General features: G+C 53.6%; 14 protein-coding genes and 1 pseudogene. 3 read left to right on the plus strand and 12 right to left on the minus strand.

From position 1 onward, the window contains the following. Positions 1-103: 103 nt before the first annotated feature. Entirely contained in the window at positions 104-361 is a 258-nt protein-coding gene (locus HF685_RS06605; protein ID WP_168818833.1) for an ATP synthase F1 subunit epsilon, read from the plus strand. Between the two features lie 43 nt (positions 362-404). Here HF685_RS06605 and HF685_RS06610 read toward each other — a convergent pair whose 3' ends face one another. Beyond that, the gene (locus HF685_RS06610; protein ID WP_168818834.1) at positions 405-1,280 is read right to left on the minus strand and encodes a DMT family transporter; all 876 of its coding nucleotides are present in this window, start codon (positions 1,278-1,280) and stop codon (positions 405-407) included. A 231-nt stretch (positions 1,281-1,511) separates the two neighbouring features. On the opposite strand from HF685_RS06610, the gene HF685_RS06615 reads away from it, so the two are divergent. Continuing rightward, complete coding sequence (locus tag HF685_RS06615) at positions 1,512-3,053, plus strand: TadA family conjugal transfer-associated ATPase (protein ID WP_168818835.1); 1,542 nt, start codon at positions 1,512-1,514, stop codon at positions 3,051-3,053. A 9-nt stretch (positions 3,054-3,062) separates the two neighbouring features. On the opposite strand, the gene HF685_RS06620 is transcribed toward HF685_RS06615, so the two are convergent. The 9 genes from HF685_RS06620 to HF685_RS06660 all read right to left on the minus strand — a co-directional run bounded on the left by HF685_RS06620 (position 3,063) and on the right by HF685_RS06660 (position 11,596). Beyond that, the gene (locus tag HF685_RS06620; protein WP_211051412.1) at positions 3,063-3,245 is read right to left on the minus strand and encodes a hypothetical protein; all 183 of its coding nucleotides are present in this window, start codon (positions 3,243-3,245) and stop codon (positions 3,063-3,065) included. A gap of 21 nt (positions 3,246-3,266) precedes the next feature. Next, entirely contained in the window at positions 3,267-4,148 is an 882-nt protein-coding gene (mmsB, locus tag HF685_RS06625; protein WP_168818837.1) for a 3-hydroxyisobutyrate dehydrogenase, read from the minus strand. A 2-nt stretch (positions 4,149-4,150) separates the two neighbouring features. After that, positions 4,151-4,933, minus strand: a complete 783-nt coding sequence (locus tag HF685_RS06630; RefSeq protein ID WP_168818838.1) for an enoyl-CoA hydratase-related protein — start codon at positions 4,931-4,933, stop codon at positions 4,151-4,153. Positions 4,934-4,945: 12 nt separating this feature from the next. Then, positions 4,946-5,992, minus strand: coding sequence for an enoyl-CoA hydratase/isomerase family protein (locus HF685_RS06635; protein WP_168818839.1), 1,047 nt, complete (start codon positions 5,990-5,992; stop codon positions 4,946-4,948). A 34-nt stretch (positions 5,993-6,026) separates the two neighbouring features. Beyond that, the gene (locus HF685_RS06640; protein WP_168818840.1) at positions 6,027-7,169 is read right to left on the minus strand and encodes an acyl-CoA dehydrogenase family protein; all 1,143 of its coding nucleotides are present in this window, start codon (positions 7,167-7,169) and stop codon (positions 6,027-6,029) included. Next, positions 7,166-8,413, minus strand: a complete 1,248-nt coding sequence (locus HF685_RS06645) for a dipeptidase (RefSeq protein ID WP_168818841.1) — start codon at positions 8,411-8,413, stop codon at positions 7,166-7,168. The genes HF685_RS06640 and HF685_RS06645 overlap by 4 nt, the downstream gene beginning before the upstream one ends. Before the next feature lie 11 nt (positions 8,414-8,424). After that, positions 8,425-9,405: a polysaccharide deacetylase family protein gene (locus HF685_RS06650; protein WP_168818842.1), complete on the minus strand. Its 981-nt coding sequence runs from the start codon at positions 9,403-9,405 to the stop codon at positions 8,425-8,427. A 97-nt stretch (positions 9,406-9,502) separates the two neighbouring features. Next, on the minus strand, positions 9,503-10,009 hold the full coding sequence (locus HF685_RS06655) for a hypothetical protein (RefSeq protein ID WP_168818843.1): 507 nt from the start codon (positions 10,007-10,009) through the stop codon (positions 9,503-9,505). Positions 10,010-10,093: 84 nt separating this feature from the next. Next, positions 10,094-11,596, minus strand: coding sequence for a CoA-acylating methylmalonate-semialdehyde dehydrogenase (locus HF685_RS06660; RefSeq protein WP_168818844.1), 1,503 nt, complete (start codon positions 11,594-11,596; stop codon positions 10,094-10,096). A 91-nt stretch (positions 11,597-11,687) separates the two neighbouring features. On the opposite strand from HF685_RS06660, the gene HF685_RS06665 reads away from it, so the two are divergent. Beyond that, complete coding sequence (locus tag HF685_RS06665) at positions 11,688-12,608, plus strand: DMT family transporter (protein WP_168818845.1); 921 nt, start codon at positions 11,688-11,690, stop codon at positions 12,606-12,608. A gap of 538 nt (positions 12,609-13,146) precedes the next feature. Here HF685_RS06665 and HF685_RS06670 read toward each other — a convergent pair. Together HF685_RS06670 and HF685_RS06675 are read right to left on the minus strand one after the other, a co-directional pair. After that, positions 13,147-13,329: pseudogene (locus HF685_RS06670) on the minus strand (glutaredoxin); the annotation flags it as partial. Positions 13,330-13,373: 44 nt separating this feature from the next. Continuing rightward, entirely contained in the window at positions 13,374-13,841 is a 468-nt protein-coding gene (locus tag HF685_RS06675) for a DUF411 domain-containing protein (RefSeq protein WP_168818846.1), read from the minus strand. Between the last annotated feature and the right edge of the window lie 3 nt (positions 13,842-13,844).

Here is a 13,844-nt window from a genome sequence, read left to right on the forward strand (position 1 = left end):
TTGCTGCTTGTCAGCTAGTCGCAGTTGAGAGGGGATGTCAGAATGGACTCCCCCTCTCCCAACCCTCTCCCCTGAAGGGGAGAGGGCTTTGAAGAGGCAGAAAATGGCAAACCTACATTTCGAACTCGTAACCCCTGAAAAGCTCGTCCGGTCGGAAGATGTATTCATGGTGGTTGTGCCCGGTACAGAGGGCGACTTTGGTGTGCTCGCCAAACACGCGCCGGTGATGTCGACGATCCGTGATGCCGATCTGGTTATTTATGCCACAGAAGGCGGTACGCCTGAAACAATCACCGTTCAGGGCGGCTTTGCAGAAGTAAACGAAGCGGGTCTGACGGTATTGGCAGAGGCCGTTTCCTGAACATATCTTTCGCACTTGATGCGGAGCAACTGCTTGGCCGGCACTAAGCCTCCAACACCGTTGTCGCTCGGCGCTCACTGCGCCAAAGGAAAACACCACTTAGCAGGATCAAAGCCCCACCGATCAGCGCTACCCGATCAATTGCATCACCAAAAACAGTTACGCTAAATATCGTTGCGATGATCAGTTGAATATAGACCAAAGGCGCAATTACCGCTGCCGTGGTCCGCATCGTCGCCATATAGAGCAGAAAATGGCAGCAGGTGGCGGTAATTGCTATAATACCGCATTTGATGACCACGCTCCAATCCGGCAGACCGGGCACGTACATGACATCAATCGTCCAATGCCCGATCACGGCCGCGATGGTGAGAAATACCGACGCCCAGAACGCAATGTAAAATTGCGCTGCGAAGATTGAACGTTGAGTTGAAACCATCCGGTTTAATATGATCATCGATGACATGGCCACAGCCGCAATCAGGGGTAGAACGGCTACCCAGCCAAAGGCAGCGATATTGGGCCGAAGCATGATCAATACGCCGCCAAAAGCAACAATCGTCGCGATCCAGGTCGCCGGACGCATCTTCTCTTTTAGAAACCAGTCAGAGAACAACGCCGTTAGCATCGGATTGATAAAAGATATCGCGACAGCATCCGCCAGCGGCATGACATAAATAGCTGAAAAGAACGTTATAGTGCCGACGGTCAATGCCAATCCTCTCGCCGCGTGCAACCAAGGTCGGTTAATCCGAAAACCACTCCGGCCCTCTTTCAGCCAAAGCAACAGCGCCAAGGCAATGGCTGCGATGGAAAAACGAAAGGCTGCAACTGCAGGCACAGGCCAGTCGCCGGCCATCGTCTTCACCAGAACATCGCCGAGCGGGAAACCGGTAAAGGCAACAAGTGCAAGCGTCACGCCGCTGCCCGGGAGGATAAATTTTTTGGTGTCCTGGATATTCAACTGAGGAGATTCCGATTTGCTGTAAACCGTCTGATTGCAGCCTATCCTGCAAGATACAACCGGTAAAACATGCAGGATAGCTGCACATTTTTGGCAAATTGCTCGCTATTTGTTATCCGAACATTAACCATTTTCGTTGAAAAGAACCGCTGATCACTTGGAAACAACTATTTCCGGCGGAGAGACATGAGCGCATTTGGCAAGAAGAATGGACTAGGTGGCAACAGGCCATCTTTTGGTGTCGCAAAACCGATGAACGGCGGCGGTTCCAAAGGTTCCGACAATAGTGAAACCGACAATAAGCACGGCTCAGAAGGCGGCGAGCAATTTCCGCCAATCGACTCCGTTCCGCTGCCAGGTGAACAGCAAAAAGCCGATAATCCCTCTCCCAAAGAAAGCGATGCGATGGCGCGGCTTTCCGAGCGCTCTCAGCCGCTCGCGGAAGCAGGCGACAAGGACGAGGGCTTTGGCGCTTCCGTTCACAAAATCAAGGAACAAGTACTTCCCCGTTTGCTGGAACGGGTTGATCCCGAGGCTGCGGCAACGCTTAACAAGGAAGAGCTGACCGAAGAATTCCGCCCGATAATCATGGAAGTGCTGACCGAGCTCAAACTGACATTGAACCGCCGCGAACAATTCGCGCTTGAAAAGGTTCTGGTTGATGAATTGCTCGGTTTCGGACCGCTCGAAGAGCTTCTGCAAAACCCTGATATTTCGGATATCATGGTCAACGGCCCGGAACAGACATATATCGAGATCAAAGGTAAGCTCGAAATCGCGCCGATCCAGTTTCGCGATGAAGAGCATCTTTTCCAGATCGCACAGCGTATCGTGAACATGGTTGGCCGCCGGGTCGACCAAACCACGCCGCTTGCCGATGCGCGCCTTGCTGATGGCTCTCGTGTGAACGTTATTGTTCCGCCGCTCAGCCTTAAAGGCACCGCGATCTCAATTCGTAAATTCTCCGAAAAACCGATTACTCTCGATATGATGCAGGGCTTTGGTTCCATGTCCGTCCAGATGTGTACAGCGCTGAAAATCGCTGGTGCTTGCCGCTTCAATGTCGTCATTTCTGGCGGTACGGGTTCTGGTAAGACGACGATGCTCAACGCCATGTCGAAAATGATCGATCCCGGCGAGCGCGTGTTGACGATTGAGGATGCCGCTGAGCTTCGCTTGCAGCAACCGCACTGGTTGCCGCTTGAGACCCGCCCTCCAAACCTGGAAGGTGAAGGCGCGATTACCATTGGCGATCTTGTGAAAAACGCCCTGCGCATGCGTCCCGACCGTATCATCCTCGGCGAGATTCGTGGCGCGGAGTGTTTCGATCTTCTGGCCGCCATGAACACGGGCCACGATGGCTCGATGTGTACACTCCACGCCAACTCTCCCCGTGAGTGCCTCGGTCGTATGGAAAACATGATCCTCATGGGTGACATCAAGATTCCGAAAGAGGCTATTTCACGGCAGATTGCTGAATCGGTTGACCTGATCGTTCAGGTGAAACGTTTGCGTGATGGTTCACGTCGCACTACCAATATCACCGAGGTCATCGGGATGGAGGGCGATGTTATCGTGACCCAGGAATTGTTCAAATATCAATATATCGATGAAGATGCCGACGGCAAGATTATTGGTGAATATCAATCAGCTGGACTGCGCCCCTATACCCTAGATAAAGCGCGCCAATATGGCTTTGATCAGCCATTGCTAGAGGCTTGTCTCTAGGCGGCGGTTTTATTCGGTCGAGATGAGGCCGGTTCCAAGCGCCACTGATATGCCGAAAACGAGCAGCGCCATAGCGGTGACAAATGACCACGGCATAAAGCCGACTTTGTCGATATCCTTGCGATTATTCCGTCTGCGATTTCCTATTTCGGAAATAACGGCAACGCCCGCTGATACAGAGCACACGATCATCCATGTCGGCAACATAGGGCTTTAGCTGTTGCCGAGCATATTTATGATACCGGAAAAATCCATACCGCCCTGTTCGTTGGTTTCGGCATATTGCTCGTAAAGCTTGGCGGCTGCTGCGCCCATCGGGACTTCAGCGCCTGCGCTTGCCGCTGCCTCCATCGCAAGCCGCAAATCCTTGAGCATCAAAGCAGCAGCAAATCCGCCTGTATAACCATTGTCTGCCGGACTTTGCGGACCAACGCCGGGAACCGGGCAATAGCTGGTCATCGACCAATTCTGACCAGATGCTTTGGAAGAAATATCGTAGAACGTCTGGAGATTGAGGCCCAGCTTCTCGGCCATTTTAAAAGTCTCGCAGGTAGCGATCATGGATGCGCCGAGCAGCATATTGTTGCAGATTTTAGCCGCCTGCCCCGCGCCACTGTCGCCAGCGTGGATAACGGCCTTGCCCATATCTGACAGGATCGGCTCGGCGCGTTTGAAGGCTTCTTCGCTGCCGCCAACCATGAATGTCAGCGTACCGGCATTAGCAGCCGCAATGCCGCCTGAAACGGGCGCATCAACCGGCAATATGCCTTTGGCTTTGGCCATTTCGGCGACATCGCGCGCGCTATCGACGTCGATGGTGGAGCAATCCAGCACCAGCGTTCCCGGTCCTGCGTTAATCACAACATCATTGGCATAAACCGAACGCACATGCTTGCCCGCAGGCAGCATGGTGACCACCGCTTCCATATGCTTCACTGCATCAGCTGCGTCGCTAACCGGATGGCATCCCGCCGCACCTGCTTTGGCCAACGCTTCGCCGGACAAGTCAAAAGCATGAACCTCGTGCCCTGCTTTTGCCAGATTAGCGGCCATTCCGCCGCCCATATTGCCCAGTCCGATAAATCCGATTTTCATTTTTAGCGCCCCTTCCAATTGCCTTCACGCTTCTCGATAAAGGCCGCCATGCCCTCTTTCTTATCCTCGGTCGCCGTCAAAATCTGGAACAGCCGTCGCTCATGCAGCAACCCCTGGTCGAGCATGGTTTCAAAGGCGGCGTTCACCATCTCCTTATTCACTTGCACGGCCATGGGCGGCATGGAAGCTATCGCAGCAGCAGCTTTCACGGCTTCGTCAATCAATTCAGTCAGCGGCACCACCCGCGCCACCAATCCCGAACGCTCAGCTTCTTCGGCATCCATCATCCGGCCGGTCAGGCACATATCCATCGATTTGGATTTACCTACAGCACGCGTAAGCCGCTGTGACCCGCCCATACCCGGCGCAACGCCAAGCTTGATTTCCGGTTGTCCGAATTTGGCGTTATCGCTAGCAATGATGAAATCCGCCATCATCGCGAGTTCACACCCGCCCCCGAGCGCAAAACCGTTCACCGCCGCGATCCAGGGCTTGCGGGTCGTTTTTACAATCTGGCTGGTCCATTTGGAGAAGAAATCTTCCAGATAGAAATCAGCCGCAGCCTTGTCATACATTTCCTTAATGTCCGCACCCGCCGCAAAAGCCTTGTCACCACTACCGGTCAGGACAGCACAGCGCTGGCCATCATCCCCCTCATAGGCGGCAAAGGCGTCGATCAACTCATCCAGCACCTGACTGTTGAGCGCATTCAGCGCCTTGGGCCGATTGAGCGTAATCAGCGTTACCGCACCACGTTGCTCTACCAATATTGTTTCGTAACTCATGATATGTTCCTTTTAAGCCAGTGGCTCCCACTCTTCCCCATCAGGAAGCGAAGCAAATATTTCGTCGATTAATGCATCGCTGGTTTCTTGCGGCGTTGCAGGATTCCATTTCGGATCATTATCCTTATCCACAATAAGCGCCCGTACCCCCTCCAGAAAGTCGTGCCGCACAAGCACATGATAGCCGATGCGATATTCATTACGCATCTCGTCGGCAAATGTCTCCATCGCCGCGCCTTCTTTCAGTTGCCGCAAAGCGACCTTGCAGGTTTGCGGGCTTTTCGTGCCCAAAGTGTCGCGCTCTTTATCAGCCCATTCCGATCCCTCGGCTTCCAGATCAGCGAGAATTTCTTCATAGTCATCAGAGGCAAAAAGACGGTCGATCTTGTCCAGGTTTTTGACAATACGCGCTTCCGGCGGGGTATCGGATAACTGTCCCAATATACCTTCAATCCGGTCGGGTTTTTCGGCAATGCGCTCCTTTGCTTCTTGCAACGCTTCCGATGGCAGATAGTGGGTGGCAATCCCCACCTCCTTGCACTCCGCACCGTCGAGACGCGCTCCGGTGAGTGCCAGAAACTGACCCAATCGCCCTTCCAGCCGCGATAGATACCAGCCTCCGCCAACGTCCGGAAACAATCCGATTCCCGTTTCAGGCATGGCAAACCGGGTATTTTCGGTCGCGACACGATACTTGGCTGGTTGCGATATACCGACGCCACCGCCCATCGTGATCCCGTCCATGAAAGCGACCACCGGTTTGGGATATTCGAACAGCAGATGGTTGAGCTGATATTCCTTGTAGAAAAATTCGCGGCCTTCTTTTCCGTCATTCATTCCAGATTCGCGGAGCATGGCGATGTCGCCGCCCGCACAGAAACCCCTGCCTTCGCTATGATCAATGATGATCGCGTCCACGCTATCGTCGTCTTTCCATTCCAACAGCACGTCTGTCATCGCCATGCACATTTCAAGGTTAAGTGAATGGATAACCTTTGGCCGATTCAGGCTGATATGGCCGACACGCCCGGATTTCCGGATAATTAGATCTTCGGTCATTTTTCTTTTCGAATCCTGTTTTTACAAGCTACGACTACTGCCGCAACATCTCACGCGATACAATCATGCGCATGACCTGGTTCGTGCCCTCGAGGATCGAGTGCACCCGCAAATCGCGCCAGAACCGCTCGATAGGATAGTCCTGCAAATAGCCGTAACCGCCAAACAGTTGGAGCGCGTCGTTTACAATTTTCGATCCATTGTCGGTCGCCAGCCGCTTGGCCATGGCCGCAAATTTTGTTTTATCAGGTGCGCCTTCAGTCACTTTGGCGGCAGCCAGATAGAGCAATGCGCGCGCGGCCTCCAGATCGGTGGCCATATCGGCCAGCATGAACTGGGTATTCTGGAAGTCGGATATCGCCTTGCCGAATTGCTTGCGCTCTTTGGTATAGTTTACAGCTTCATCGAGACAGCGCTGCGCTCCGCCTAGCGAACAGGCGCCAATGTTGAGCCTTCCGCCGTCCAGACCGGCCATCGCAATGCGGAACCCTTCCCCTTCATCACCAACGCGATTTTCGATCGGAACATGCACATTGTCGAAATTCACCTGCGCCGTGGGCTGGGAATGCCAGCCAAGCTTCTTCTCATTCGCTCCGAATGAAACGCCTTCCATATCCCTTTCTATCACCAGACAAGTCACGCCCTTTGCGCCGTCATCCGACGTGCGCGTCATAGTGACATAAATTTCATTCTCGCCGCCGCCAGAGATAAATTGCTTGGAGCCGTTGACGACATAATGATCGCCGTCCCGGACCGCCTTGGTTTTGAGCGATGCCGCATCCGAACCGGCACCCGCCTCGGTCAGGCAGTAGCTGGCGATTTTTTCCATGGAGACCAGATCGGTCAGATATTTGTCTTTCACCGGCTGCGAGCCGAACGTGTCGATCATCCACGCCGCCATATTGTGGATTGAAATAAAGGCACTGGTTGACGGACAGCCATAGGCCATCGCCTCCATGATGATCGCGCTTTCGAGCCGTCCAAGTCCGATTCCACCCGATTCCTCGGACACATAAATTCCCCCGAAACCCAGGTCAGCGCTTTGCTTGATTACATCACGCGGGAAAATATGGTCCTCATCCCACTGCGCAGCGTGGGGTGTAATCGCATCAGCGGTGAATTTCTGGGCCATTTCCTGAATGGCAAGCTGGTCTTCGTTCAGGGAAAATTGGGTCATAGTCCGTTCTTGTTCTTGGCCATATTTGCGGCGGTTGATTCGACGCCCCGCAATACCCGCAGGACATTGCCCCGCGCAATCTTTGTAAGATCAGCGGCACTATATCCCCGGCTTGCCAATTCGGCAAAGAGCACGGGATAGGTCGAGACATCACCTAGATCATCGGGGGTGAAGGTGATGCCGTCATAATCTCCGCCGATACCGATATGATCAATCCCTGCGATATCGCGGATGTGATCAATATGATCGGCGACATCCTTCGCGGTTGCCGGCGGCATCGGGTTGGCGGAATTCCAATTGGTCATCCAGACTTCGCGATCCGCAACGCTTCCTGGAAATAATGCCGCTGCCCGCGCTTCCTCGGCTTTTTGGGCGGCATCCCAATCCCGGTTTTTAGCATTGATATAGGATGGCACGAAAGTCACCATCACCACTCCGCCATTGGCGGGCAGACGCTTGAGCACCGGATCAGGCACATTGCGCGGATGCCTGGTCACCGCATCAGCCGAGCTGTGGCTGAAAATGACCGGCGCCTTCGTTGCATCCAGCGCGTCATTCATTGTGGCTTCCGAAACATGGCTGATATCCACGATCATCCCAAGCCGGTTCATTTCCTGCACCACTGAAACACCGAATTCGGACAATCCATCGCCTTTGGGTGCGTCGGTCGCGCTGTCGGCCCAATCGAGGGTTTTCCAATGTGTCAGCGTCATATAACGCGCGCCGAGCGTGTAGGTCTGTCGCAATACCGCGAGCGAATTACCAATCGAATGCCCGCCTTCCATGCCAATAAGCGAGGCGATCCGGCCGTTTTTCTGCGCAGCGTCAATATCGGCAGCATTCAATGCAAGTTGCAGATCAGCGGGATATTTTTCGATCAGCCGGTGAACAATATCAATCTGCTCAATCACCTTTTGAACAGCTTCATATTTGGGCAATTCGGGATCGATCCAGACCGACCAGAACTGTCCGCCCACTTTACCCATGCGGAGCCGCGCGATATCGGTGTGCATCGGCTTTGGTTTGGTTCCCGGACTAGGCAACGTGTTGCGGAAATCAAATTTGGAAAAATCGCTGTCAAACCGTTCGGCAATTTGTTCCGGCACATCATTATGCCCATCAATGACCGGGCTTTTCGCGAGTACTTGCTGAGCGAGCTGTTCCGGGGTTTGTGCCTGGACCGGTGCGGCACCCAGAACGGCTATCGCGATGGTCAGGCTGTATAAGAGTTTTTTTGTTTTCATGGCCAAAAGACCTACTCGTGCAACACCCTCTCGGCAAATAGCTTTTTTGCTACTTTTTGATCATTGCGTTCATACCAGCGATTACTGACTTTTCGCTCCGCCGCCAGCATCTGGGTACGGGTGCCGTCAGCAAATTCTACATCCGGTTCCATAAAAGCAATCGGATCGCGATAGGCTTCATCAGCAGAAACAATGATCCAGCCGTCTTTTTTGAGCGCTTCGGCCAGATCATCGACAAACATTGCGGCCAAGTCGGTTTCGTGAAGCAGAATCATCTGCACTGGCGCGCGGCCCAATGTCCGGCGCGCCAGATCATCAGAAAAATTGGCAGACTGGACATAGGATTCAACAAACAGATCCCGGAGCGCATTCCAATCGATCAACTTACCAGATTTCGAGGCCGCCAGTGCAAGGTCCTCCATGTACCAGTCTGATGCGTCGATCGTAACATAGCCATTCATCAGACCGCGCTGTTTGAGGGCTTTGCGAACGGCATTGCGTTTCGCCTTGTCTTTGCTGCCCTCATCCAGATGCGGAAATCGGAACCAGGGACGGAAATTAGGTTTACCCTCCAGCCATTCCGCAGCCTCATCAACATCGGCCAGAAACTTCTCGACCGAGGTGGAAGCTAATTTGCTGTGATGGGCGGTGTGATTGGCCAGCACATGGCCCGCTTTCGCATAAGCCATGACGATCTCTGCATCATGGTCGCTAGGTGTAATGCGTCCCGGATTGATGAAGAAAGCAGCCTGCTCAATGCCAGCGGTTTCGAGAGCTTCTATGAGCAGCTCATGCCGCTCGTCCTTCTCCAGAAAAGCTCCTGCCCCGCGCGGTGTATCATCAAAACTAAAAGCAATGCGTTTGTCGGATTGAACCGTCGGATCTGCGGCGGCTATCGGTTCCTGAGCAGGCGCAGCAAAACGCGGTGCGGCATAGAGAAACCCGACCAGCAGCAAAAGCAATAGTAATCCGCGAGGTGACAACGCGATCATGGCATCCTTGTCCTACGCAATCCGCGAATTTGCTACGCTATTAACCTTTCTGTCCTAGATTGAGACTGAACCTGATGCCCAACCTAAAGTTGGAAAACTATTTTGTTACCATGAAGGTCAAATATTCCTGCCCCTCTGGTGAAATATTCAATCGTTTCAGGCCGCTTTCTTTCGAATTCACCGCCCATAATGCCCCACTCAGCCGCCACTCCCCCGCGCCAAATCGACTCTTGGAAAACTGAAGCTCCTGGGCATCAGCCTTCAGAAAACGAGGACTGGGTTCACCCTCAAATTCTTCCATTCCGTTAAACCGCGAAACAGTTCCAATCCAATCCTTGTTATTCCACCACTTGTCGCTTGTTGCCACTTTGGGTTCAGCATCCTTGTCACCAAGTTGCCATTCACCAAGTTGCGCAGAAAAATGAATAACCAGTGGCTGCTCCAGCTCCGGGGTAGACAGAATTAATTCTCCCGATGGATAGCTGCCTTCAGGCAATTTGAAACAGAGCCAAACCGACCCTGCATCTTCAAATTTATATGCGGTCACACCATCTGGATATTCTACCAGCATGTTTGAGTATTCGGAACAATTGCCGTCAACCATATGCGCCGCAGCTGACTGTGCAGCGGCTACCGAACTGAGCAAAGCGATTGTACCAATCAATGATCTAGCGAAGTTCATTTTTTCTCACCCCATTGTCGGAATAACAAAAGCATCCTTGTTATCACCGTCTGCTGTGCCGTCGGGCCAGCGCTGGGTGATTGTCTTGACTTTAGTCCAGAATTTCACGCCTTCCATGCCGTGCTGGTTGGTGTCGCCAAATGCGCTGCGCTTCCAGCCGCCGAAGCTGTGATAGGCGACCGGAACCGGAATTGGTACATTGATACCGACCATGCCGACATTCACGCGGCTCGCAAATTCGCGAGCCGCATGGCCGTTGCGGGTGAAGATCGCGACGCCGTTGCCATATTGATGCTTGCTGGGTAGTTCTAGGGCTTCCTCAAAATTCTTGGCGCGAACGATTTGCAGGACCGGCCCGAAAATCTCTTCTTTATAGCTTTCCATTTCCGGATTCACATGATCGAATAAGGACGGTCCTATGAAGCAGCCTTCTTCATGACCCTGCAACGAAAACCCACGCCCATCGACAACCAGTTCCGCGCCTTCGTCAACGCCGGTTTGTATCCAGTTTTCCACGCGCTGTTTGTGCGCCGGATTAACTACCGGACCATAATGGGCTTCTTCATCGGTAGAGATACCGACTCGCAAAGCTGCCATTGCCGGGATCATTTTTTCGCGCAAGCGTTCGGCCGTATCTTCGCCGACAGGAACAACAACCGGCAGCGCCATACAGCGTTCACCAGCCGAACCAAAAGCCGCACCGGATAGATCGTTCACAACCTGATCCATGTCTGCATCCGGCAAAACAATACCGTGATTTTTCGCCCCGCCCATGGCCTGCACCCGCTTGCCAGCTGCGACGCCGCGTTGGTAAACATAATGCGCGATATCGGAGGAGCCAACGAAGCTTACTCCGCCAATCGCGGGATGGTCCAAAATCGCATCGACCATTTCCTTGTCACCCTGCAAGCACTGCAAAATGCCTTCCGGTAGACCCGCTTCCAGCATTAATTCACATAGCCGAACAGGGACAGAAGGATCGCGCTCGGATGGCTTCAGGATAAACGCGTTGCCGGTCGCGATTGCCGGACCAAACATCCACATCGGGATCATCGCGGGAAAGTTAAACGGGGTAATGCCTGCGCCAATACCGATCGGCTGGCGCATCGAATAAACATCAATGCCGGGACCAGCGCCCTGCGTATATTCTCCCTTCAACACGTGCGGGATGCCGCAGCAAAACTCAATAACTTCCAGACCGCGCTGCACATCGCCCTTGCTGTCGGCAATCACCTTGCCATGTTCGCGGGACAGCATTTCGGCCAGTTCATCCATATGCGTTTCAACAAGCTCCTTGAACTTGAAGAACACCCGCGCGCGGCGCTGCGGATTGGTCGCGGCCCATTCCGGTTGCGCCGCCAGTGCCGACTGCACCGCTTTATCCAGAGTCGCTGCATCGCCAAGGTCGACCTTGCCTTGAATACCGCCATTATTGGGATCGAAAATATCACTTTGACGGGTAGCTGTAGCAGTCCCTCCGGAAGCTAAAACATGGGTAACGGTGCGCATTGAACAGACTCCTGATTGCTTTTGCGAGCTATATGCTATTTACCGCAGCAATGCACAACTCTTGCGGTCCTATCTTTATTGGCCATAATCTATGAACGACAACGCCTTAGGTCAAAATCGCCCCATTGCCGGGATATTGACCCGATTGGGTGCGATGCTTTCGCTAGCAATCATGTTCGCATTCGTCAAACTGGCGGGTCAAGACGGTGTGCATGTTACCGAGAGCCTGTTTTACCGACAGCTGACCGCGATGCCGCTGATTTGCTTTCTCATTTGGCGAAGCGAAGCGGGATGGCCTGCGATCAAATCAAACAAGCATAAACTCCATATACTGCGGTCCTTTCTTGGTATCTTCGCGATGGGCCTCAACTTCTGGGCGATGATGCTATTGCCGCTCGCTGACGCCACCACCATTAGTTTCACCGTACCGATTTTCGCAACCCTGTTTGCCGCATTGATCCTGCGTGAGAAAGTCGGCATCAGGCGCTGGTCGGCGATTTTAATCGGCTTTGTTGGCGTTCTCATTGTTATCCAGCCGGGTGGAACATTGATCCCAGCCTTTGGCGCTTCGGTGGCACTGGTCGGCGCGCTGGTTACCGCATCGGTGACGTTGGTCATTCGCATGCTGGGCCGCACCGAAACCAGCATTGTGACTATTTTCTGGTTCTCGGTCTACACCCTCCCCGCGCTGGCGATCTGTGCTTATATTTACGGCGGCGGACATGAACCGCGAACATGGCTCTATCTGCTCGGTATCGGGATGTTCGGGGCGTTGGGTCAGCTGACGATAACCCAGTCGCTGCGCTACGCTCCCGTGTCAACCATTGTGCCGATGGATTACACCGCGCTGATTTGGGCGACGATGTTCGGGATATTGATATTTGGCCAATATCCCGGTCTGTCGATCTGGCTTGGCGCACCGATCATCATCGGCTCAGGTCTGTTCATTGCGTGGCGCGAACATGTAAAGTCAAGCAAGCTGACGGTTGCCCAGGTCGAACCAGTTGCATAACCTCCTGCCATAGGGGGAAGAAAACATGCTGAAACGCGTCTCGTCCATCAGGGCCGCGCCCCCGCTACGGCAATAAAACCCGTTCGTCCTGAGCTTGCCGAAGGACATTCTGGTGAAACCGCTCCAATCCCAAAGTTTGTCAAAGTTTGGGCCAAGGACGTCATTTCACCGCGTCCAACTTCACAAATTGTCTTCACTGCAATCCCATATCGCGCGGCGGAGGTTCACACGAGTTCACACTCTTCCGTTCCCGGTCATTGCGAACGCAGCGCGGCAATCCAGAGCGGCGCGCATGACTCTGGATTGCTTCGTCGCTTCGTTCCTCGCAATGACAATGTGGCTTGGTTGTTGCATTGCGAAAAGTCGCAAATGGCCTGTGCTGAAATTGATTCAGTATCACACCACCTCAAGCGCGGGCGAAGTTTAAACGGGAAACGACCGAGCGCGTCCGGCCGCTGATAGGCTGGTGTCTGATCCAATCTGTCAAAGAGCCGGTCCTGAGCTTAGGTGATTGGGGCGGGTGTAGGAAAGAGCGGATTTAAATCGGTAACATTTTATACGTCATCCACACCGCCATCCCGATCATCATCACATTCTCGGTCAGCGATACAAAGCCCAGCGGTAATTTGCTATCGCCACCGACGCAGGAGCATTTTATTTCGCGTTTGTCGATATAGACCGCTTTGAACACGGATACCGCACCGGTGCTCGCGATAAACAGCAATCCGCAGTTCAGGACGTCGATATTTCGAAACCGCCTGGTGGTTAATTGTAACTCGCAAATACCCGCTGTCCTTTGGGGCCGAACGCGATCACCTGATAGGGCTGTTTCATCGTGGGATGCTCCATGCCGGGCGATCCCATGGGCATGCCGGGAACGGCCAGGCCCAGCACATCCTTCGGTTTGTCCTCGATCAATTTCCGGATTGCTTCTGCCGGGACATGGCCTTCGATCACATAGCCGTCGACGATCATCGTGTGGCAGGCGCGCAGATTGACCGGCACGCCGTGCAGCTCTTTGACCATGTTGAGATCAGGCACATTCTCCGCAGTCACGGTCGCGTTCAGGCCTTCCTCCGCGTGGTCCGCCCATTTCAGGCAGCAGCCACAACCGGCATCCCGGTACATCGTGTAAGTCGCCGCCTGGGACGCCATAGAACAGCCGGCTAGCGAGGCAAGCAGCACTCCGGCAAACGAAGTTTCTCTCAATGTTCCTGCAATTTTTCCTATCATGCT

Origin of the sequence: Parasphingorhabdus halotolerans (assembly GCF_012516475.1) — a bacterium.
GTDB classification, from domain to species: Bacteria; Pseudomonadota; Alphaproteobacteria; order Sphingomonadales; family Sphingomonadaceae; genus Parasphingorhabdus; species Parasphingorhabdus halotolerans.

Excerpts from the sequence above, each read along its gene's own strand:
- HF685_RS06605 (WP_168818833.1), top strand. The coding sequence starts at position 104 with ATGGCAAACCTACATTTCGAACTCGTAACCCCTGAAAAGCTCGTCCGG.
- HF685_RS06615 (WP_168818835.1), top strand. The coding sequence starts at position 1,512 with ATGAGCGCATTTGGCAAGAAGAATGGACTAGGTGGCAACAGGCCATCT.
- HF685_RS06620 (WP_211051412.1), bottom strand. The coding sequence starts at position 3,245 with ATGATCGTGTGCTCTGTATCAGCGGGCGTTGCCGTTATTTCCGAAATA.
- mmsB (WP_168818837.1), bottom strand. The coding sequence starts at position 4,148 with ATGAAAATCGGATTTATCGGACTGGGCAATATGGGCGGCGGAATGGCC.
- HF685_RS06630 (WP_168818838.1), bottom strand. The coding sequence starts at position 4,933 with ATGAGTTACGAAACAATATTGGTAGAGCAACGTGGTGCGGTAACGCTG.
- HF685_RS06635 (WP_168818839.1), bottom strand. The coding sequence starts at position 5,992 with ATGACCGAAGATCTAATTATCCGGAAATCCGGGCGTGTCGGCCATATC.
- HF685_RS06640 (WP_168818840.1), bottom strand. The coding sequence starts at position 7,169 with ATGACCCAATTTTCCCTGAACGAAGACCAGCTTGCCATTCAGGAAATG.
- HF685_RS06645 (WP_168818841.1), bottom strand. The coding sequence starts at position 8,413 with ATGAAAACAAAAAAACTCTTATACAGCCTGACCATCGCGATAGCCGTT.
- HF685_RS06650 (WP_168818842.1), bottom strand. The coding sequence starts at position 9,405 with ATGATCGCGTTGTCACCTCGCGGATTACTATTGCTTTTGCTGCTGGTC.
- HF685_RS06655 (WP_168818843.1), bottom strand. The coding sequence starts at position 10,009 with ATGGTTGACGGCAATTGTTCCGAATACTCAAACATGCTGGTAGAATAT.
- HF685_RS06660 (WP_168818844.1), bottom strand. The coding sequence starts at position 11,596 with ATGCGCACCGTTACCCATGTTTTAGCTTCCGGAGGGACTGCTACAGCT.
- HF685_RS06665 (WP_168818845.1), top strand. The coding sequence starts at position 11,688 with ATGAACGACAACGCCTTAGGTCAAAATCGCCCCATTGCCGGGATATTG.
- HF685_RS06675 (WP_168818846.1), bottom strand. The coding sequence starts at position 13,841 with ATGATAGGAAAAATTGCAGGAACATTGAGAGAAACTTCGTTTGCCGGA.